At 31.2% G+C, this 20,739-nt stretch carries 23 protein-coding genes and 1 riboswitch; of the genes, 2 read left to right on the top strand and 21 right to left on the bottom strand.

The genetic code is table 11. From position 1 onward, the window contains the following. Nucleotides 1–289: 289 nt before the first annotated feature. The 4 genes from RAH41_RS14845 to RAH41_RS14830 form a co-directional block, all read right to left on the bottom strand. Nucleotides 290–559: a stage VI sporulation protein F gene (locus tag RAH41_RS14845; RefSeq protein ID WP_056466710.1), complete on the bottom strand. Its 270-nt coding sequence runs from the start codon at nucleotides 557–559 to the stop codon at nucleotides 290–292. A gap of 137 nt (nucleotides 560–696) precedes the next feature. After that, nucleotides 697–1,734, bottom strand: coding sequence for an NAD(P)H-dependent glycerol-3-phosphate dehydrogenase (locus RAH41_RS14840; RefSeq protein ID WP_331223520.1), 1,038 nt, complete (start codon nucleotides 1,732–1,734; stop codon nucleotides 697–699). A gap of 42 nt (nucleotides 1,735–1,776) precedes the next feature. Beyond that, on the bottom strand, nucleotides 1,777–3,087 hold the full coding sequence (gene der, locus RAH41_RS14835) for a ribosome biogenesis GTPase Der (RefSeq protein ID WP_331223518.1): 1,311 nt from the start codon (nucleotides 3,085–3,087) through the stop codon (nucleotides 1,777–1,779). A 132-nt stretch (nucleotides 3,088–3,219) separates the two neighbouring features. Beyond that, on the bottom strand, nucleotides 3,220–3,810 hold the full coding sequence (locus RAH41_RS14830) for a hypothetical protein (protein WP_331223516.1): 591 nt from the start codon (nucleotides 3,808–3,810) through the stop codon (nucleotides 3,220–3,222). A gap of 129 nt (nucleotides 3,811–3,939) precedes the next feature. On the opposite strand from RAH41_RS14830, the gene RAH41_RS14825 reads away from it, so the two are divergent. Next, nucleotides 3,940–4,077, top strand: a complete 138-nt coding sequence (locus RAH41_RS14825; protein WP_069031858.1) for a YpzI family protein — start codon at nucleotides 3,940–3,942, stop codon at nucleotides 4,075–4,077. A gap of 47 nt (nucleotides 4,078–4,124) precedes the next feature. Here the strand turns inward: RAH41_RS14825 and rpsA are convergent, their stop codons facing one another. The 13 genes from rpsA to RAH41_RS14760 all read right to left on the bottom strand — a co-directional run bounded on the left by rpsA (nucleotide 4,125) and on the right by RAH41_RS14760 (nucleotide 16,851). Next, entirely contained in the window at nucleotides 4,125–5,243 is a 1,119-nt protein-coding gene (gene rpsA / locus RAH41_RS14820; protein ID WP_331223512.1) for a 30S ribosomal protein S1, read from the bottom strand. Nucleotides 5,244–5,351: 108 nt separating this feature from the next. Continuing rightward, nucleotides 5,352–6,032 (bottom strand): (d)CMP kinase, encoded by a 681-nt coding sequence (gene cmk, locus RAH41_RS14815; RefSeq protein ID WP_098233013.1) that lies wholly within the window; start codon nucleotides 6,030–6,032, stop codon nucleotides 5,352–5,354. Nucleotides 6,033–6,170: 138 nt separating this feature from the next. Then, the gene (locus RAH41_RS14810) at nucleotides 6,171–6,356 is read right to left on the bottom strand and encodes a DUF5359 family protein (protein WP_331223509.1); all 186 of its coding nucleotides are present in this window, start codon (nucleotides 6,354–6,356) and stop codon (nucleotides 6,171–6,173) included. A 126-nt stretch (nucleotides 6,357–6,482) separates the two neighbouring features. Beyond that, entirely contained in the window at nucleotides 6,483–7,451 is a 969-nt protein-coding gene (locus tag RAH41_RS14805; protein ID WP_331223507.1) for an asparaginase, read from the bottom strand. Nucleotides 7,452–7,617: 166 nt separating this feature from the next. Continuing rightward, nucleotides 7,618–8,592, bottom strand: a complete 975-nt coding sequence (locus RAH41_RS14800) for a YpdA family putative bacillithiol disulfide reductase (RefSeq protein ID WP_331223505.1) — start codon at nucleotides 8,590–8,592, stop codon at nucleotides 7,618–7,620. A gap of 142 nt (nucleotides 8,593–8,734) precedes the next feature. Next, nucleotides 8,735–10,015, bottom strand: a complete 1,281-nt coding sequence (locus RAH41_RS14795) for a Glu/Leu/Phe/Val dehydrogenase (RefSeq protein WP_331223502.1) — start codon at nucleotides 10,013–10,015, stop codon at nucleotides 8,735–8,737. 237 nt (nucleotides 10,016–10,252) lie between these two features. Next, the gene (locus RAH41_RS14790; RefSeq protein ID WP_025672362.1) at nucleotides 10,253–10,861 is read right to left on the bottom strand and encodes a genetic competence negative regulator; all 609 of its coding nucleotides are present in this window, start codon (nucleotides 10,859–10,861) and stop codon (nucleotides 10,253–10,255) included. A 76-nt stretch (nucleotides 10,862–10,937) separates the two neighbouring features. Next, entirely contained in the window at nucleotides 10,938–11,846 is a 909-nt protein-coding gene (locus tag RAH41_RS14785; RefSeq protein ID WP_331223499.1) for a MerR family transcriptional regulator, read from the bottom strand. A gap of 33 nt (nucleotides 11,847–11,879) precedes the next feature. Next, entirely contained in the window at nucleotides 11,880–12,566 is a 687-nt protein-coding gene (locus RAH41_RS14780) for a hypothetical protein (protein ID WP_331223497.1), read from the bottom strand. Nucleotides 12,567–13,065: 499 nt separating this feature from the next. Continuing rightward, nucleotides 13,066–13,683 (bottom strand): LysM peptidoglycan-binding domain-containing protein, encoded by a 618-nt coding sequence (locus RAH41_RS14775; RefSeq protein ID WP_331223495.1) that lies wholly within the window; start codon nucleotides 13,681–13,683, stop codon nucleotides 13,066–13,068. Continuing rightward, entirely contained in the window at nucleotides 13,680–14,264 is a 585-nt protein-coding gene (locus RAH41_RS14770) for a CPBP family intramembrane glutamic endopeptidase (protein WP_331223493.1), read from the bottom strand. Before RAH41_RS14770 ends, RAH41_RS14775 begins: the two co-directional genes overlap by 4 nt. 9 nt (nucleotides 14,265–14,273) lie before the next feature. Further along, entirely contained in the window at nucleotides 14,274–15,791 is a 1,518-nt protein-coding gene (locus RAH41_RS14765) for a RecQ family ATP-dependent DNA helicase (protein ID WP_331223491.1), read from the bottom strand. Continuing rightward, complete coding sequence (locus RAH41_RS14760) at nucleotides 15,778–16,851, bottom strand: helix-turn-helix domain-containing protein (RefSeq protein WP_331223489.1); 1,074 nt, start codon at nucleotides 16,849–16,851, stop codon at nucleotides 15,778–15,780. The genes RAH41_RS14765 and RAH41_RS14760 overlap by 14 nt, the downstream gene beginning before the upstream one ends. Nucleotides 16,852–17,170: 319 nt before the next feature. Here RAH41_RS14760 and RAH41_RS14755 point away from each other — a divergent pair, with 319 nt between their 5' ends. Beyond that, nucleotides 17,171–17,419, top strand: a complete 249-nt coding sequence (locus tag RAH41_RS14755) for a ferredoxin (RefSeq protein ID WP_088069256.1) — start codon at nucleotides 17,171–17,173, stop codon at nucleotides 17,417–17,419. 284 nt (nucleotides 17,420–17,703) lie between these two features. Here RAH41_RS14755 and RAH41_RS14750 read toward each other — a convergent pair whose 3' ends face one another. The 4 genes from RAH41_RS14750 to RAH41_RS14735 all read right to left on the bottom strand — a co-directional run bounded on the left by RAH41_RS14750 (nucleotide 17,704) and on the right by RAH41_RS14735 (nucleotide 20,738). Then, complete coding sequence (locus RAH41_RS14750) at nucleotides 17,704–18,273, bottom strand: ECF transporter S component (RefSeq protein ID WP_331223484.1); 570 nt, start codon at nucleotides 18,271–18,273, stop codon at nucleotides 17,704–17,706. A gap of 217 nt (nucleotides 18,274–18,490) precedes the next feature. Then, a riboswitch (FMN riboswitch) is annotated at nucleotides 18,491–18,626 on the bottom strand. 63 nt (nucleotides 18,627–18,689) lie between these two features. Beyond that, a complete protein-coding gene (locus RAH41_RS14745) occupies nucleotides 18,690–19,598 on the bottom strand; it encodes a phosphotransferase (protein ID WP_331223483.1) in 909 nt (302 codons plus the stop codon). A 134-nt stretch (nucleotides 19,599–19,732) separates the two neighbouring features. Continuing rightward, complete coding sequence (locus RAH41_RS14740; protein WP_331223481.1) at nucleotides 19,733–19,879, bottom strand: hypothetical protein; 147 nt, start codon at nucleotides 19,877–19,879, stop codon at nucleotides 19,733–19,735. A 289-nt stretch (nucleotides 19,880–20,168) separates the two neighbouring features. Continuing rightward, the gene (locus RAH41_RS14735) at nucleotides 20,169–20,738 is read right to left on the bottom strand and encodes a cob(I)yrinic acid a,c-diamide adenosyltransferase (protein WP_331223479.1); all 570 of its coding nucleotides are present in this window, start codon (nucleotides 20,736–20,738) and stop codon (nucleotides 20,169–20,171) included. Between the last annotated feature and the right edge of the window lies 1 nt (nucleotide 20,739).

The raw sequence follows: 20,739 nt of genomic DNA, 5'->3' as shown, positions 1-20,739 counted from the left end.
AATCCACTAGAACAATTTCACTAGCTACAACCTTAACAAACACCATCAAAATACCTCCTTGATAGAAACCAACCAAGGAGGGGGTTGGGACCATTCACATATTTAAAAGGGCAAAATAAAAGAAAGAAAAAGTATTAATATACTCTTTCTTTCTTCGAAGCAAACTGGGGCAATTGCTCCGTATTCATCCTCGACTAACACCCACCAGAATACATCCGGTATAAGTCATTCTATAGTATGCGAAAATGTATGATTATGCACTAAATACATCGCTGAAGAATAAGCCCAATTATTTTTGTTTAAACATATTTGTTAATGATTGAAAATCTAATGGCATATTATTTGTAACAATTGCTTGAACGATTTTATCTTCTTTTTCCTTAGAAACTTGACGACCTGTCATCAATGCAATTTGACGAACTAATTTTCTAACTGTTGCTTCATCTTTAAAGTTTGCATCTTTTACTGAATCAGCGACTTTAAAAATATCTGATTTACTTACATTTGCTTTCTTTTCAATCTTATCGAAGAAACCATTTGGATTATTATTAGTCACCATTCAAACCTCCTTCTTTTCTATACAACATATGCTATGCAAAAAAAGAGAAATGGTGAAACGCCTATTTTAGTCCACACAAGAAAAAGCATTAAAACAAAGTTTTAATGCTTTTAATCTATCTATTTTAATAAAATTAATTACTCAGCAAGATCGCTTATATAATTTGAAGTACTTTCACCCTCATGTTTTTTTACACGAGACATAAGTGCATCTACTGCTAGTTTTGGATTTTTATTTTCAAATAATACTGCGTGCAATTCATTCACAATTGGCATCTCTACATTTACTTGTTTTGCTAATTGATATGCAGCCTTAGTCGTGCGAACACCTTCAACGACCATACCCATATTATCCAATACTTCGTCTAAAGATTTGCCTTTCCCTAATAAATTACCAGCTCTCCAATTACGGCTATGGACACTTGTACATGTTACGATTAAGTCACCCATTCCTGTTAAACCAGCAAAAGTTTGAGTATTAGCGCCCATAGCCTTACCTAAACGAATTATTTCAGCAAGTCCTCGAGTCATTAAAGCCGCCTTCGCATTATCGCCATATCCAAGTCCATCAGTAATACCTGCAGCAAGTGCGATAATATTCTTTAATGCTCCACCAATTTCTACACCAATCACATCTTCGTTTGTGTAAACACGGAAATAACCATTTGAGAATAATTCTTGAACAATTTCCGCATCTTCCATATTTTTAGATGCCGATGTTACAGTCGTTGGGTGTCTTAAAGCAACTTCTTCAGCATGACTTGGGCCTGATAATACAACAACTGATTTTAAGAACTTTGAATCAATTTCTTCAGAAATCATTTCCGAAACACGCTTAGATGTGTCAGGCTCAATCCCTTTACTTGCATGGATTATAGTAACCTCGTTCGTTAATTCATTATTTAATTGTTGGCATACTTCTCTTATTGCTTTAGTTGGAACAACAAGCAAAATATAGTTAGCTCCATTGATAGCTTCCTTTAAATTGACCGATGCCTTTAAATTTTGAGGTAAATTAATTTCTGGCAAGTATCTTTTATTAGTATGATGTTCATTTATTTCATTGATTAGTTCGGATTTATTTCCCCATAAAGTAACCGTATGACCATTGTCTGATAAAACCATGGCTAATGCAGTTCCCCAACTACCTGCACCTAAAACAGCGATTTTTTCCAAATCAACACTCCCCTTCATAAAGAATCCATATTTACATCGAATTTAAGCTCGTGCACGACCGATAATCTTAATTGGAGATCCCTCAAAATCAAAAGCATCTCTAATACGATTTTCTAAGAAACGCTCATAACTAAAGTGAAGTAATTCAGGATCATTTACAAAAACAACGAATGTTGGTGGTTTAATAGCTACTTGAGTTGCATAATACACTCTTAATCTTTGTCCATTATGAGTTGGTGTCGGATTCATCGCAATTGCATCCATAATTACATCATTTAATACATTTGTTGGAACGCGTAAACTATGGCTTTCACATGCTTTATTAATCATTGGTAATAAAGTTTGAGTTCTTTTCTTCGTTTTAGCTGATAGGAATACAATTGGAGCATAGTCTAAGAATTGGAAATGCGCTCGAATGTTTTCAATGAATTCATTCATCGTTTTTTCATCTTTTTCTACTGCATCCCATTTATTTACAACAATAACAACAGATCTACCTGCTTGATGTGCATATCCAGCGATTTTCTTATCTTGTTCGATTATACCTTCTTCACCATCTAATACAACTAAGACGACATCTGATCTCTCAATTGCACGTAATGCACGTAATACACTGTATTTTTCCGTACTTTCATATACTTTACCTTTTTTTCTCATACCAGCTGTATCGATAATGACATAGTCTTGGCCATCTTTTGAATAAGGTGTATCGACAGCATCACGTGTAGTTCCAGCAACATTACTTACAATTACACGTTCTTGACCTAATAATGCATTTACTAATGATGACTTTCCAACGTTTGGTCGACCAATTAAACTAAATTTGATTGTCTCTTCATCATAATTTTCATCTTCTTGGTCAGGGAAATGTTTTACAACTTCATCAAGTAAATCACCTAGTCCTAAACCATGAGAACCTGAGATTGGAAATACTTCTCCAAATCCTAATGCATAAAAGTCGTAAATATCGCTTCTCATTTCAGGATTATCTACTTTATTAACTGCTAATACTACCGGTTTTTTTGTTTTATAAAGGATTTTTGCAACTTCCTCATCTGCCGCTGTAACCCCTTCACGGCCATTTGTTAGAAATATAATAACATCCGCTTCATCTATTGCGATTTCAGCTTGTTGACGAATTTGCTCTAAAAATGGCTCATCACCAATGTCAATTCCACCTGTATCGATTAAACTAAATTCTTGATTTAACCATTCTCCTGAACTGTAAATTCGATCACGAGTAACACCTGGAATATCTTCTACAATTGAAATTCTCTCTCCCACTATCCTATTAAAAATAGTTGATTTCCCTACATTTGGTCGTCCAACTATTGCAACTGTCGGTTTAGACATTTAATTCATCCTTCCTAGCATAACTATGTACCATTTAAATCATCTAAATGAGTTTTAGTTTAGTTTTAAAAATTGATTTATTTAAATAACTTATCTATTTTAACAAAAAATATGAGAAAAGACCAATACACTTCAACTTTTTAATAATTTTCTATTTTTGAGACTTATTTTTGATACGTAAATTACTATGAATTGAATTGCTGACAATAATAAAATAGATATAAATAAAGTATCAAACCAATTTAAATCTCCTATTATATAGTTAAAATGAATCGACTTAAACGTAATATAATTAAAAATGTCTCCCTGAACTAGACCAATCGTTATATAGCGAATTTTGTCAAAATAGGATTTACTTAAAAAGAAAGAAAGTAGTATTGCTAAAAATGAACTAATTATCATCTCATCAATAAAAAAACTTGCAGGATCATAAATTGATAGAAGTGTAACTACACTATATGTCATAGCAATAATCAAGCCTTTAAAGAAATGAACGATTTGTTCAATAAAATTTAATAAACTAATAAAGTAACTTATGATAAAAATTATGATGATATATGAAAAATTTATTTCAATCGAAAATAGATCAATTGTGTAAGTAGAACAGCCGATTAATATTAGCAATCCCGCTAAATACAAGAAATTCTTCTTATTTCGATCCCGGTAAAGCAAAAGAAATAAAACAATAATCCAAGAACTAATGATAAATAGACTACCCTGCACACGAAAACCTCCTAATACTACTAGTATGAACAATTCATATTTCAAAAATAATCAAATACAAAAGAAAGTGTATAAGAAGTTGCTTTTAAAACGAATCTATAAATGAGATTTTTTTTGGAGGTGAAACGAATGGGAAAAGATCGTCAAGAAAAGAAACTTAAACAATCTAGAAGAGTTGAATCTGATCGAGATCAAAGCATTCATAACAAAGGTGCTACGCGTTTAGATACACCTGAAGAAGCAAGAGCTGAAAATCAGCATAACTAAAGTGTTCAAAATAAAAATCCTTCAGCAAATGGCTGAAGGATTTTTTATTATTTTTTAAATTTATTTAATTTGTCACCAAGTAGTTCGCTTAATTGGAAACCACTTTCACTTGGTTGTACATATTTAGCAATATCCTCTTGAAGTTCAGCTTCACCAGCTTCTTTAATACTTAATGATAAGCGTTTTTCAGTAGGGTTAATATCTAAAACTTTAACTTTTACTTGTTGACCTACTGTTAGGACTTCGTTTGGATTTTTAATATGTTTATCAGCAATTTGAGATACATGAACTAATCCTTCAATTCCATTTTGAACTTCTACAAATGCACCAAAGTTTGTAAGACGTTTTACAGTCCCTTCAACTACAGCCTCAGCTTTAATGCTTGGATTTAGTTGATCCCATGGACCTGGCTGAATTGCCTTCATTGATAAAGCAATACGGTTTGTATCTGTGTCAATTGATAGAACTTGAACTTTTACTGTATCTCCTACAGCTACAATCTCTTCAGGCTTTGTAACTCGTTTATGAGACATTTGTGATACATGGACTAATCCATCAACTCCACCAATATTTACAAAAGCACCGAAATTAGTTAATCTTTCTACTTTACCTTCAACGATTTGCCCAACTTTAATAGAAGAGTATGCTTGACGGCGATTTTCATTTTCATTTAATTGCTCAACAGCTTTATGAGATAGGATTACGCGATTTTTTTCGCGATCTAGTTCTTCAATCACTACTTCAAGCGATTGACCAACATAGCTTCCTAAATCTTCAACGAACTTTTTAGAAACGAGTGAAGCCGGAATAAATCCACGAACGCCTACGTCTGCAATAAGTCCACCATTTACTTGCTCAGTTACGATAACTTCAAAAACTTCTTTACTAGCTAATTTTCCTTCTAATTGTTCCCAAGCTTTAACAGCATCTACGGCACGTTTAGAAAAAACAACAGTATCTTCTTCAACTTTAATAACTTTTAATTCAATTTCTTGCCCAACAGTTAGCGCGTCACTTACATTTTCAATATGTACGTTAGAAATTTCTTTTATTGGAAGAATACCATCTGTTTTTCCACCGAACCCTACGATTGCTTGCTTATCTTCAATTTGTTCTATTACACATGAGATAATTTCCCCAACTTCTGGCATTACTTTTTCAACCATGTCATATTCCTCCTTATGTTTTAAAAATGGATAGACCAATTATGTATTATCCTCTTTTACTCTCTAATAAATAAGCAGAAAAGTCAAGAAATCTGATGACTAATTCTTCTAAATATTTTTTATTTTACCTTCAACAATCGTTAATATTTCATTTACAACATCATCAATGTTTTTAGAAGTCGTATCTAATGAGATTGCATCATCAGCTTTTTTCAATGGTGAAACTTCTCTTTCTGAGTCAATTCGGTCTCTTGTTGCGATTTCGATTTTCAATTGTTCTAAATCACTTTCAAAACCGTTTTTGACATTTTCGATATGTCTTCTTTGTGCTCGTTCATCCACAGAAGCAATCATGAAGATTTTAACTTCTGCACCAACTAATACATGAGTCCCAATATCTCTTCCATCCATTACAACTCCACCATTTACGGCATATTCACGTTGTAAATCGACCATTTTCTCACGCACTAAACTGTGTTTTGCAACAAATGAAACATTTCTAGTTACTTCTGGTGTTCTTATTGGCTCTGAAACATCGACATCATCAATGAAAACTTTTTGAGTACCTTCTTCCGGGATTAACTTAATCGTTATATTTGAAAGCAAGTTACTTAAATCCATCTCATTATTTACATCAATATTGTTTTGGATCGCTTTGAAGGTTAGAGCACGGTACATTGCACCAGTGTCTATATATACATATCCTAATTTTTTTGCAACAATCTTTGCAACTGTACTTTTTCCAGCAGCTGCAGGTCCATCTATCGCGATACTAATTTTTTTACTCATAAGTCCTCCTACATAAAAAAAGTGCTACTTCAATAGCAACCTTTAATCTTATCATGTCCTAAAAAAATAAAAACAAATAAAAATAAAGCAGGCTAGCCTGCTTTATTTTATATTACCATATGATTCAGACGAATTCATCTATTTACCAATATGATTATATACTTCTCTCGTTACGTCCTTAGCTTTTTGCGTAACGCCTTCATATAATTCAATTTTCGTTAAATAGACAGAAAGACTAGGGAATGATAAGACATATTGACTTATGATTAAACAAAATAATTGAATAATAATTAATTTTAATAGAATTCGTTCGATTCTTTTCATTTAAAATCATACCTTTTTTATTACCAGTATGATTAGATTCAATTAATTTTATACACAATTTTGAATTTAATTTTTAATTCATCTAACGTTTATCATTATTAAACCTAGCAAAAAAACAAGTAAAAATTATTTAGAGAATCCTTCAGTAATATCGTTTACTTCGGACGCTAACATAACAGTTAATTTAATTCTTGCTTTTTTACTATCATAATCTTTACCTAAAATAACACCTTTATTAACTAAATCATAAGCACTTCCGTAATAATCATAAGTCGGATATACTTCGCCTTCTTCAGAACTTGTAGTGATGATTACTTTAATGCCATCTTTAACAGCTTTTTCAATTTCTTCTGTCATATGTGGAGATACTTGTCCTCTCCCAACACCTTCAAGGATAATACCTTTAGCACCATTTTCAACTGCTGCTTTAATTAAATATCCTTTTGCTTCAATATAACATTTAATGATATCAACTTGAGGTAACTCACTTGTGATTTTGTATTTATCCTTTAATACCGGTTTTTGATAGATATGTACTTTATCATTATCGATAATACCTAGGTATCCGAATCCAAATACGTTAAAACCTTGAATATTAGATGCATGTTCTTTTTTTACATATTTTGCAGTGAAAATACGCTCATTAAAGACAACAACTGTACCAACGTTTCGAGTAGATTCGTCAGATGCAGTATAAATTGCATGTCTTAAATTGATAAAAGCATCGGTACCTAATTCACCTGGTGATCTTTGAGAACCAGTAATAACAACCGGACGATCATCGTCAATTGTTAAATCTAGAAAATAAGCCGTCTCTTCTAACGTATCAGTTCCATGGGTAACGACAACCCCATCGATTGTTTCATCTTGATAATACTCTTCGATTTTATTCTTTAACAACATCCAATGTTCGAAGCCTATGTGCATACTTGGAACTTGGAAAAAAGAATCAACAATAACATTTATATCTTTTGGTAAATTGAGCATTTCTGCAATTTCTTGACCTGACAATGCTCCAGAATCTAATTTTCCTGATTCTGCATTTGGTTTACTAGCAATTGTTCCACCTGTTGTTATTAATACTACTTTTTTCATTTTAGCACCTCATTTCACATGAAATTATAACATTTTAAAATTCTCTAAGTAAACAGAAAATAGTTTGAAAATGATTAATAAAAAAAACGTAGCATAGCTACGTTTCGCCTGTTGATAATAAACCTTGTCAATTCATTACCAAATTTTCGAGTTTCATTTTATAAAATTATTTATTACTAACTAAGTGTGACGCTATTAAGTCACCGTGAAATCGACCATTTTCTATAAATATTTCGTTTGCATTGTTTCCAGCAGCAATTACGCCGGCAATATATATGCCTGCAATATTTGTTTCCATCGTTTCTGGATTGAATAATGGTCTACCTGTTAGATCATCTACTTTTACGCCCATACTTTTAATTAATGTATGATCAGGATGGTAACCTGTCATGGCATAGACAAAGTCATTCTCAATCTCAAACTTTTGTCCTTCTCTTTCGTATACTACTGATGATTCTTTTATTTCAAGTAGATTTGCGTTAAATTCCATTTTAATTGTTTCAGAACGGACAAGTGCCTCGAATTCTGGTAGAACCCATGGTTTAATACTTGGTGAATAAGAACTGCCTCTATAAAGTACAGTTACATCCGCTCCACACTTTTCTAGCTCTAGTGCTGCGTCAACACTTGAGTTTTTACCACCAATAACGACAACCTTCTGATTAAAATGTTTGTGACCTTCAAAAAAGTAATGGGAAACTTTATTAAGTTGTTCACCAGGTGTTGATAAGTAGTTGGGTTGATCATAATATCCAGTTGCTACAATAACAGCTTTCGCTTCATAACGTTTTTCTTCACCGTTTATTGTAACTGATTCGATGATAAAATCACTTTTCTTATTAACCGTTTTTACTTCTTCAAAAGCATTAATTTTTATTCGATTTCGTTTAACAACATCACGGTAATATGCTAGAGCTTGGTGCTTTTTGGGTTTTCTACCTTCAATAATAAATGGAATATTTCCTACTTCCAATTTTTCACTTGTACTAAAAAATGTTTGATGCGTTGGAAAACGACTGAGGGTATGAACTATATTTCCTTTTTCAATTATTAATGCAGATATCCCTTTATTTTTTAATGCTAGATAAGCTGCAATACCACAAGGTCCTCCACCAATGATCAGAACTTCAACTTTTTCCATTTTGAAACATCTCCAATAAACTAGAGTCTTAGTTATATTTACTATTACTATTTTACGTAAAATATTCAATTTGTCTAATAATAGCTAATCAAAAAAAACAAGATGGAAATTTTCCATCTTGTTTTTATCATCAATTATAATATTATACCCAGCCTCTAAATCGGCTAGCTTCAGCCATTTTACGCGCACCAACCATGTAAGCTGCTAAACGCATATTTACTTTTCTATTAACACTTGTTTCATAAATATTATTAAATGAACGCACCATTACTTTTTCTAATCGTTCTTCTACTTCTTCTTCAGTCCAGTAGTAACCTTGGTTATTCTGTACCCATTCAAAGTAAGAAACGGTTACGCCACCAGCACTAGCTAATACGTCTGGAACTAATAAAATACCGCGCTCTGTTAAAATCTTAGTAGCTTCAAGTGTTGTTGGTCCATTTGCAGCTTCAACTACGATACTTGCTTTAATATTATGAGCATTATCTTTTGTAATTTGATTTTCAATCGCTGCTGGAACTAAGATATCACAATCTAATTCTAATAATTCTTTATTTGAAATTGTATTATTAAATAGTTTAGTAATTGTACCAAAGCTATCTCTACGATCTAATAAATAATCAATGTCTAAGCCATTTGGATCATGAAGTGCACCATAAGCATCTGAAATACCAATAACTTTTGCGCCAGCATCATGCATAAATTTCGCTAAGAAGCTACCTGCATTACCAAATCCTTGGATAACAACTCTTGCTCCTTCTAAGTTAATGCCTTTACGCTTTGCTGCTTCACGAATGACAATCGTTACACCTTTAGCAGTAGCTGTTTCACGGCCGTGAGATCCACCTAATACTAATGGTTTACCAGTAATAAAACCAGGCGAGTTAAATTCATCTATTCTAGAATATTCATCCATCATCCAAGCCATAATTTGTGAATTTGTAAATACGTCTGGAGCTGGAATATCTTTAGTTGGTCCTACAATTTGGCTAATTGCACGAACATAACCGCGGCTAAGTCTTTCTAATTCACGGAATGACATATCACGTGGATCACAAACAATTCCACCTTTACCTCCACCATATGGTAAATCTACAATTCCACATTTTAAGCTCATCCAGATTGAAAGGGCTTTTACTTCATTTTCTGTTACATTTGGATGGAAGCGGATACCACCTTTAGTTGGTCCTACTGCATCATTATGTTGAGCTCTGTAACCAGTGAAAATTTTCACTTGTCCATCATCCATGCGAACTGGAATTTTTACAGTCATCATACGAACTGGTTCTTTTAAAAGTTCATACATTTCATTTGAATATCCTAATTTTTCTAACGCTTCTTTAATAACTACTTGTGTAGGCGCTAGTACATCTAACATTTCTTCAGTGTTGCTATTTTTCTCTGTAGATTTCTCGGCAACCATTGTAAACCCCCTAGAAATTTGAACTATGAAAAGATTCATTCATTCTGAAATTAGTATACAACTTTCCATCCCTTTTTGAAAGTTATAAACACATAGAAAACAAAATATAATATCCGTTTAATGTAAGCGTTTTCTATGGTCATTATACTCCTATTTCCATAATTTGAAAAGGAAAGAATACGAAGAAATACAATATATTAATAAAAAATTTACAAAAGTAAAACCTCTCGTAATAAATTACTGAGAGGCTTTATTTTTAACGAAATAAAAATGCAGTTGTTCAATAGCATTTTCTGAGATAAGTTCCTTACCATATTCAATAATACGGTAAATTGTTCTTGTGGAAGGATTACCATATTCAGCTAGAATCGCATAAAATGTTTCTCGATCTAGTCTTCCTATTTCATTCTCCTCGAACTTTAAGTAAAACGTATTTTCAAAAGAGAATAATCTCCCACCTAAAGCATCACATGAAACTAATTTTTCAGAAAGTAGGATTAGATCATCTAAAGTAGAAAACTCGTACAATATATGTTCACTTTCATCTAGGATTACTTCCATCGAGATAAAATCGTCTTGAAATTCATCTTCCTCTTCTTCAATTTCATCGGATTTTGTTACAATAACAACCATTCCTTGAGCTTGAAGAGAGAAAACTTCAACGGATACTTTACCATCTACTTCGAAACCTAGTTCTACGCTAGCTTCATGCATCATATCTTGAAAAAGCTGTTGAACTTTTGGTGCATTGTACCATAAGTCTTCTTTTGTCAGACCACGTTCAGATAAATCATCAGATGTAAGAAAAACTTTTATTTTATTGTAGTTCAACCGTTCCAACCTCATGAACTAGCCTCCTTGCTGCATTTACCATAGTACAGTTTATGTTTTTATACAATTTTGGTGATTCTAAAGTCAAAATTCATTTATAATTAAAATTCTGCTTTAACCATTCATCCCAGTTCGATTGTTGACTCCCAATATAAAATTCCTGTATGGAATCCATAATTGGGCTCTCACAAGTTGAAACTGCGTGTCCACCAATTCCAATAATGATATCCGGTTTAATTTTTTTGATTATGATGGCTAGATCAATTGTTTTCTTTAAATTTTCTCTTAAAGTACAAGTCATGATAAATCCAGCTGGATTCACTTCATTTATTACTTGTTCAACATCATTTGAATCAATGGATGCACCTAAATAAATAACTTGAAAACCGATTCTTCTTAAATAAATCGTAAAAATTAATAAACCTAGTTCGTGTTTTTCTTCTGGTCCACAAACTGCAATTAACTTTGGCAAATGTTTATTGTTAGGTAAATTTTGATAAATCATACCTAATCTCGTTCTCAAAAAAGATGTTGCAAAATGCTCATGGGCACTTGTAATTTCACCATTACGACATTTATCACCTATTAATATGAAAACCTTAGATATAATTTTAAATAATACTTTATCTACAGAAAAAAGACTAAAAGCGTCATTCACATAATTGTGGGCTTCACTTTCTTCAAAAGATAATAATGAAGAAACAATTCGATTTACTAAAGCATCTGATTGAAGATTTTCAGTAAGAGAGCTGTCATTAGACGATTTATGTTCTTTTGCTTCGTATAAATTAATTGCTTGTCCAATTGTAAACCCTTCATTAACTTTTTGAACGAGCCATTTTAAAATATAAACATGTTCCTCTGTATATAGTCGATGGCCAGCATCATTTCGTACAGGACTTATAATATTATATCTTCTTTCCCAAGCTCTTAATGTACCTGGTAAAATCCCAACAATGTTAGAAATTGCTTTAATATTGTATTTTCCTATTTGGGCCAATTTTCTTTCCTCCTGCATGTAAACAACAAACACTTATTTCATAACTTCAAAATTTAAAATTGTTATTGTGTTTTGTTTGAGAATTCCTTTATTGTTATGTAGCTCCAAATATACCGTTTTCTGATTTCGATTTACAGTTAATTGACTTCTTTCAAACAGATAAACTTGAATACTTTCAAAATTACTACAATTACTATCCATGACTTCAGTATAGCTGGTTAAAATACTAAAATCATCTTCATATCGCTCTTCAAGTGCAAAGTCTAAATGATCTCTCTTTGTTTTCACATCATCTAAACCAACAATCGAAAACTTAGTACCATTTTCAGTTTCAAATGAAGCACTTTTATTTTCTAAAATTGTAATTTTACAATCTAGTAATAATGCATTTAAATCCCTATAGTTGCCATTATAGTCAAATTCATTCCACAAAAAATAGACAGGTGCTATAGAAGATAAATAATGGATGTTATCATCTTTATATTTTTTTGACTTCTTTTTTGAGTAACCACTTAAAAGAATTAATGTATTATGATTGCATATTTTTTCAATCTCACTCAATTTAATAGGAATATCGCCTATATTTGGAATCCATATAAGCTGAATTGACTGTAATGAATCATCTACATGCTTTATTTTAATTTTTTTATGTATAATTTCTAGCTTACTTTTTCGATTAAACAACAAAATAATAGCTAAAATTAATACGAATCCGATCAATGATAATACTTTTATTTTAATTTCCCCCTTGATATTTAACCCATAAACGAAGTAAATGTCAGCTTCGTTCTCTGATCTTACTTTATTCTAAAAATCAGCTTATCTATTTCTTTTTGTAACAGTTCAGGAGTGCTTTTTTTTTATTATACAAAAACTAGTAGAAATTGAACAATTTTAAACAACAAAAAAACTTATGTCCATTAAAATATAATGGACATAAGTTCATGCTGTTGAAAAACAACCTTGTCAATTAAATTATCAAATTTTAGTAAAAGGAGTAGAGTGATGTTGATTTCCACTACGGGATGCTCGCTTTCCATATTGGCGAGATTCTTTAGCCTTCCCGCTAATCCCATAGGAGTCGCGCACCCCTACGTTTCATCATTTCCAAAAGTCTATTTTTGTATAGGATAAATAATATCCTTAATTAATATTTAGTGACAAAATATAGAGCAAATGGATCCACAATTGATTTCGAATTTCAAATCCCTACTTATCATTATTTATCCACATCAACATTTAATGGGATTTTTAATATCTGGCCGGGTGTCACTTCTATCCCATTTAAATGATTTGCATCTTGAATAATCTCTTCGCCATCACGGTTACCATAATATTTCATTGAAATAGTAAATAAAGTTTCTCCTCTTTGGACTTCGTGATTAATCTCTTTCACTCCAACAGTTTCACTTGAATCTGTTGGAGGTTTTACTTCATTTTTTATCTCTTTTTTGATTGGAGCTTTTTTCTGAGTTTCATTATTTTTTTGTTTTTTCAAATGATTGGTAGCAGCTAATTCAACTTTTTCAAATTTATTAGAAGGAATGATTAAACTACCTTTTTCAGTAAAAATTTTATCGTATTTACTATGTACAAACTTCACTACTCCAAATGGAAGCATGATAAAGATGATGACTAAAACAGTGATTAGAGGATATTTTATTTTCCACCAAGGTCTTCGTTGCTCCTCTTTTATTTTCATTGTTTCACTTCTAGGTGGTAGATTTAACACATCAACTGCTTTAGTTTGATCATTTATTTTTTTATTTTTTAATCTCTTATTTTTTTTCTTTCGACTTAAGTCAGCTATACTATTAGTCTCAAGCTCATTTTTCATTCTTTGTCTTCACTTTCCAAACTTAATTTCATATACATTCCTAAAACATAATCTAAGATAAAATGTGCGATAAATACTATAACAAGATTAGTTGTTTTCAAATATAAGTAACCCAAGAAAAAACTTTCAATTAATACGATCGTAAGTAAAATTGGTTTTTTCACATAGCGAAAATGAACTAAAGCAAACACAATTGATGCAATAATTAGTCCAAACTTAGCTTGAATAAATCCTCTAAAGAATAATTCTTCTGATAATGCGATTAAAATACAAAGTAGTGTCATTTCAGGAACTGAAAGTGACGTAAAGAATCTTTTATTAAACCCACCATCGTCCAACAAACGTTCTGGAATCGTATAATTTAATAAAATATTAAATAAGACGAGGGAAAATCCAGCACCTAACCCATATAAATATGTTTTATAACTTTTAAATAAATGTAAATCATCTATAAATTTTTCTGTACCAATAAAAAAAGTAATACATAAAATAGCGATCACTAAAATGATTAACTGCGTACCATATACACTTTTCTTTAAATAGTTAACTGGAATTTCTTGACGGTTTAATTCGCTTTCCATATAGATTCCTCACAGCCCCAATTTATTTCTTAATTCTTGTTTCCATGTAAGTACGTTCGTATTTTCATATTTCTCATAATCATATGAACAATACTCTTCAAACGATATACCACAAATATTACAGCAATTCATTGGTCTCTGTATTAACATTTCATCAAAAAGTAAAAGATATTTTTCGCGATAACAAGTGGATGACGATAAAAAATCGATCATCTCTTTAAGTTTTAAATATTTTACTTTTTTTCGCTCCGAAATTAATTCTTTAATCGATTCGATTAAGTCATTATTTATTTTTTCTAAATATAAGTGTTCATCTACGATTACATTATATTTAACCATTTCAGAATGAAGCGTTGTCCACTGTATTTCACTAAATTGAAAAACTGATTTCCAATTAGACACGAGCGTTTCAGTCAATTTGAACGAATTTTCATCTAATCTTTTTAAATACGCTAGAAAAGACTCAACTTGATTTACAGAAAGAATTTCGTCATCTATTAGCCTTAGAGGTAATTCATGATCTTCTTCACAAACGATTAGTATTGCTATACTAGGCTCTCCATCTCGGCCGGCACGTCCAATTTCTTGAAGATAGTTCTCAATGTTTGAGGGATACTGATAATGAATTACAAACCTTACATTTGGTTTATTAATCCCCATACCAAAAGCACTTGTACAAACTATGATATCGATTTGATTTTGAATAAATTGTTGTTGAATTAAAATTCTTTGTTCATGTTCCATTCCACCATGATAATAAGCGACTTTGCATTTTAATTTTTCACTTAAGGTATGTGAAATTTTCTCGCAAGCAGCTCTTGTGCCACAATAGACGATGCCTGGACCTGTTAATTTAGAAAGATGGTCAGTTAGAGTCTTAAGCTTTTCTATTTCCGAATCTACTTTTTCGACTTGAATGGCTATGTTCTCTCTATTAACAGATTGGATATATTTTTGAACATGTTTTAACTGTAAAGTTTCGATTATTTCTTCGCGTACATTTTTGCTAGCTGTAGCGGTTAAAGCTAAAACAGTCGGATTATTTAATTTCCGTTTTATTTCCCCTAAAGTTTTATATTCTGGTCTAAAATCATGCCCCCATTGCGATATACAATGTGCTTCATCAACAACAAATAACGAGATTCTAGACGCCGAAAGCTTTTGAATTAAAAATTGATTTTGTAACATTTCAGGCGATACAAAAATAAATTTATAGCTATTAATATTATTAAATAAATATTTTTTTTGCTCAAAACTTCTAAAGCTATTTAGTGCAATAACTCGTTTATCCCCAAATGCTTTAATTTGTTCTACCTGATCCTCCATAAGTGACAGTAATGGTGAAACGATTACCACAATTCCTGGCAATAGTAGCCCTGGTAATTGATATAATAATGATTTCCCCCCGCCTGTAGGGAGCATTGCTAAAACATCCTTCGAGTTTAACAAGTCTATAATAATTTCTTTTTGGTTTTTTCGAAAACTTGAATAACCGAACTTTTCGTATAGAACTTTATTTAGTTCCATGTAAATCACCCATTCTTGCAAGCGTAATACGAATTTGAAAATATGTTACCTCATTTAATAAAGCTTCTTTAATAATTTTTAATTTCCTTGTATTTAGTTCAATAATTTTATCTTTTATTAAATTAAATTGATTTGTTGTAATAAATTCATTAATTGGAAATAAATTATCTCCTAATACACACTCAACAATATGATCCTCTATTGTACTTATCTTTAAATTACGGATTACAGCTATTTCTTGAATTGTTTTACCCTCAGTAAATAGTCGCTTCGTTGCAATAGAGGTATTCGTAATATTAGTACTTTTATCTCCATTAACAAATTTTCTTAATAAAGGATATTGATTGTTTGGTTCAACTAAAATAGTGATCATATGATGCAAAGTATTAATTGAATTGAGATAAATTTTTTCAACACTCACTTTTTCTTCTAATGCAATTTGTTCATAAGTCATCCCATAAGCATTTGCGCCAGACAATCGTTTCACAAATCGTAATGCGTCTTCGTCACTTACATTTTCTAAAATTGAATGCAATTCTTTGTAAAATTGATTAACTAATTCGTTTTTATCCCCAGTAAAATTAAGAATTTCATTTTTTACCCATTCTTGTATATCTTGGTCTTGAATTACTGCCCTAAAATATTTTAAATTCATATTCAGATTGGAAACCGTTTGAAAAAACAATGAAAATCTTTTCCAAAATACCTTTTGAATACTAGAAAACCTTAGTCCGTTTATATATGTAAATTCCATAAACTCTAATTTTTGATTTGCTAAATAAGCTTGACCATTTTTATTTAACAAATAAATATTCTTATTTTCAGACTGACCTATAAACCCCTTAACTTCTAACTCATTTATAATTTCTTGCATATTCTGATGAGTAAGGAAATGAAAAAGTCCGAAAAATGATGTGACTTGATAAAAATGAGAATCTTGAATAATTTGAGCACTTTGTTTACCCTTTAATAAATACATTATACCTTGGATCGTTCGTTCTCCATTATATCGATGAAGTAAAAAAAGAATGATTTCTTCCAATATTGATAGCTTAAACATCATAAACCTCTCAAATAAAATTATTCCATTAATATATTTAAATATTTTTCGAATAATAATTAGTAGTACAAAAATAGTTGTGCACTTTTTCTAAATCGTTTTTATTTCTTCTAGCTTATCATATGTATCAATAACCAAACCATTTTAAAGATATAAAAATCATTATTTATTTTATTTGAGATTTCATCATTTCTCGTTTTTTTCAAAACCTTGTACAATTATATTGAAAAGTTTTGGAAACCGTTTTAAAATGTTTACAGGTACATTACAAAAATAGTATCTGTAACACAAACAGGGAATAATTTGGGAGGTCAATACAATGGCAAAATATACAATCGTTGATAAAGACACTTGTATCGCATGTGGCGCATGTGGCGCAGCTGCACCTGATATCTATGACTATGATGATGAAGGGATCGCATACGTTACTCTAGATGATAACCAAGGAATCGTTGAAATTCCAGACGTTTTAATTGATGACATGATGGATGCATTTGAAGGATGCCCTACAGACTCAATCAAAGTTGCTGACGAAGCATTCGATGGCGACGCTTTAAAATTCGAATAGTAAAAACTGCGGCGAAGTTATTTCGTCGCTTTTTTTATTTTTTTTAATAAAAACACTAGCTATGTTTATCGCTCGTGTTCTTTGGAACCCCTTTATATTAGTTCATATAGAATCTTATTTTTCTTCTGCTTTGATCCACAATATTTTTGAATTAGATTAAAACAACATAGGATAGAATGCCAATGTAAGCTAAATATGAGTTGCAAATTTGTAGTAATTCATCCGAATAGCTGTAAATAAAACAAAAAAGTGTCTACCAAAATTTAGTAGACACTTTTATTTATTTAAACGTTATGGACATTCATTCTTTGAGTTAACCAAACCTTTAATTTAGGGTAGATAACTAAGAATAAGATCATGATTAATAAACCTTTAATTGCATTAAATGGCATAATTGACGCAACAATTACTTCATTTGGTAGTTTAAAATTCATGAAATGTGCATATGCAGGTAATAACACAAAATAATTTAAAAGACTCAATATTCCAGTCATCACAAATGTACCAACGATTAATCCAAGAGTTAGCCCTTTAACTGAACGATATTTTCTAAAGAAATATGACGCTGGTAGAATGTATAATACTCCCGCACTAAAATTAGCAAATTCTCCAATCGGTACACCCGTCATACTACCATTAATAACATAATGAAGGATGTTTTTTATTAACTCTATTCCTATACCTGCGACAGGACCAAAAACAATTGCTCCTATTAATGCTGGAACGTCACTAAAATCAATTGTAAGCCATACTGGAAATGCAGGAAGTGGAAAGTACAGCATCATCAGTACATATGAAATACTGCTAAGCATTGCCACTATCACCATTTTATTTACTTTGTTACGTTGTTGCATATTACCTCTCTCCTTTTTCCCGATCATATCAAGAAAAATGAAAGGTTCGCTTAAGTTGCGTTATTATTTGCACAAATTATAATAAGACCAAAATAAAATTAAAAATAATATAAAATTATGCAAATAAAATAAAATCCCCTATTTTTTACGAAATAGGGGAGAAATTTCAGCACGCCAAATAAGCGTTCAAAAAGAAAAAATTTTTGAACTTGCGAACCTCCATCTTCTCCCATCCAGACTATACTGTCGGCTCTAGAATCGCACTAGATCCTGCCCAAAAATCAGGCTCGCGGGCTTATAAGCAATGCTTAATTACCGCCGGTGGGGAATTTCGCCCCGCCCCGAAGATAGATCGTTTATTAAATTACATTTTAATGTTACTAAATTAAATACAGTTTGTAAATAAAAATCTCCAACTAATCCTTTAAAGCATTACTCAGGTTTTCTTGACAAAAACGTACTAACGAATCATTCTTTTGATCGTTCGCATATAACAATAGCACAACGGTCGTGAAGACTGCTCTAAACTGTGCTAGTTTCTTTGACGGTTCCGTTACATTGCCATAAATCTCAAAAAACTTCTCTCTCATATCGTTCGGAATGAGACTATAAATAATTGATAAATCTAATTCACGATTACCGATATGAGCATCACCCCAATCTATAATTCCTTTAAGTTGGTTTTGTTCATTAACAATCAAATTCTTAAAATGTAAATCACCATGAACAAGAACTAATGGAGTCTCACTTTTAATTTCAACCAAGCTTTCTATATAATGATTAATTTCCTGTTCATCTTCAATTAGTTTCTTCTTTATTGCCTGTTGTATATATTTTTTAGCCTGAGGTTTCCTGAAGTTTATATCTAATCTCTTCAACTCATCATACGGTAAATTAATATCCTTTAATTCATCGATATTTATTGAATGCAAATTTTTCAAGAAATTCGCGAATGGTTCAATCATTAAAATTCTCTCAGTTCTATTTAAATAAATTGGAGGATTTCCTTCAATAAAATTATATCCTAAAAATGGCCAAGGAAATAATTCAGAAGGTTTACCCTCGAGTATTGGTAGTGTTGTCTTCAATTCAAAATGATTAAATATAATTGGGAGTAATCTTTTTTCAACGTTTAAAATTGCGACAGCTATTTCTCTTCGAGGAAATCTTAGTAAAATTTCATTATTTAAACAAAAAACAGTATTATCAAATCCTTCGCCAATTTTTTTTATTCCGTTTATTTTTATTTTTGGAAATTGTATCTTTACTATTTTTTTCACTAATTCTTCTTCCAATACAATTGCTGGATCCCATATATTAGTCATTTTTTCTCCTTAAAATCAAAAATAGAACTTCATATTTAAATGTACTTCACCAAATTTATTAGTAAATTACATTTATAATAGAAGTTCTAAAAAGTCTTTTCAACACTAATAATTTATAAGTCCAAAATAAACGGCTAAGGATTTGAAACGATTTTTAATTCATGAAAATTTTTATCAAATATTATATCTTTTAATTTCTCTCGACTTCCTCCGATAAATAAAAGGCCAATCGTTAAAACAAACACAACAATTACAAAACATCTCCTAAGAAAATCAAACATTATTTGCCTCCTACTTTAAAATGTAAAAAGTGTTTAATCTACCAAAAAAACCGTGGACTGACAGCTGGTAATTCAGAAAAAAATTGGATTAAGCGCAAAAAATTCATTTCGAACCTTATACTCTTTTTTATGTAAATTACTTAAGATGCCACTTGAGCAAATCGAAAATGTAAACGCTAAGAAGTATTTTTACTAAAACATACACTCAAACATTCTATGATTGAAAAAACTTATTTATTCAAAAAAATAGCGATTGATTAGAAAATTTTAACTAATCAATCGCTATTTTTTATTTTTTATCAGTTCGAAATACGATTGCACCTCGTTCGTATTCAACATCCTTAATATTTAAACGTGTGTTGATTAACCTTGCAAGTGCAAAGAAATAATCAGATAATCGATTCAAATATAAAAATACTGGAAGATGAATCGTTTCTTGCTTCATTAATGTTACGACCGTTCTTTCGGCACGTCTCGTTACCGCTCTTGCTTGATGAATGATTGCAGCAGGTTTTGACCCACCTGGTAAAATAAATCGCTGTAAAGGGGGAGTAGCTTCCATATATTCATCGATTAATGTTTCAAGCTCCTCAACCATTTTCTCAGTCGTTTTAAAAGGGATGCTATCCTTAACTACTGCTAAATCTCCGCCACAGTCAAACAGTTCATGTTGGATTTTTTGAAGTGAATTATAAATATCTCGCGTATCTTCTTGATCTAAATATGTCATTGCATACCCAACAATTGTATTTACTTCGTCAATTGTCCCGTAAGATTCTACCCTTAAATCATCTTTATCAACTCGTTTGCCAACTAAGCTAGTCTGACCTTTATCACCAGTTTTTGTATAAATTTTCATG

The sequence above is a fragment of the Gottfriedia acidiceleris genome, from assembly GCF_036421055.1.
GTDB lineage: Bacteria > Bacillota > Bacilli > Bacillales > Bacillaceae_G > Gottfriedia > Gottfriedia acidiceleris_C.
This window is presented reverse-complemented; position numbering and strand designations above follow the sequence as displayed.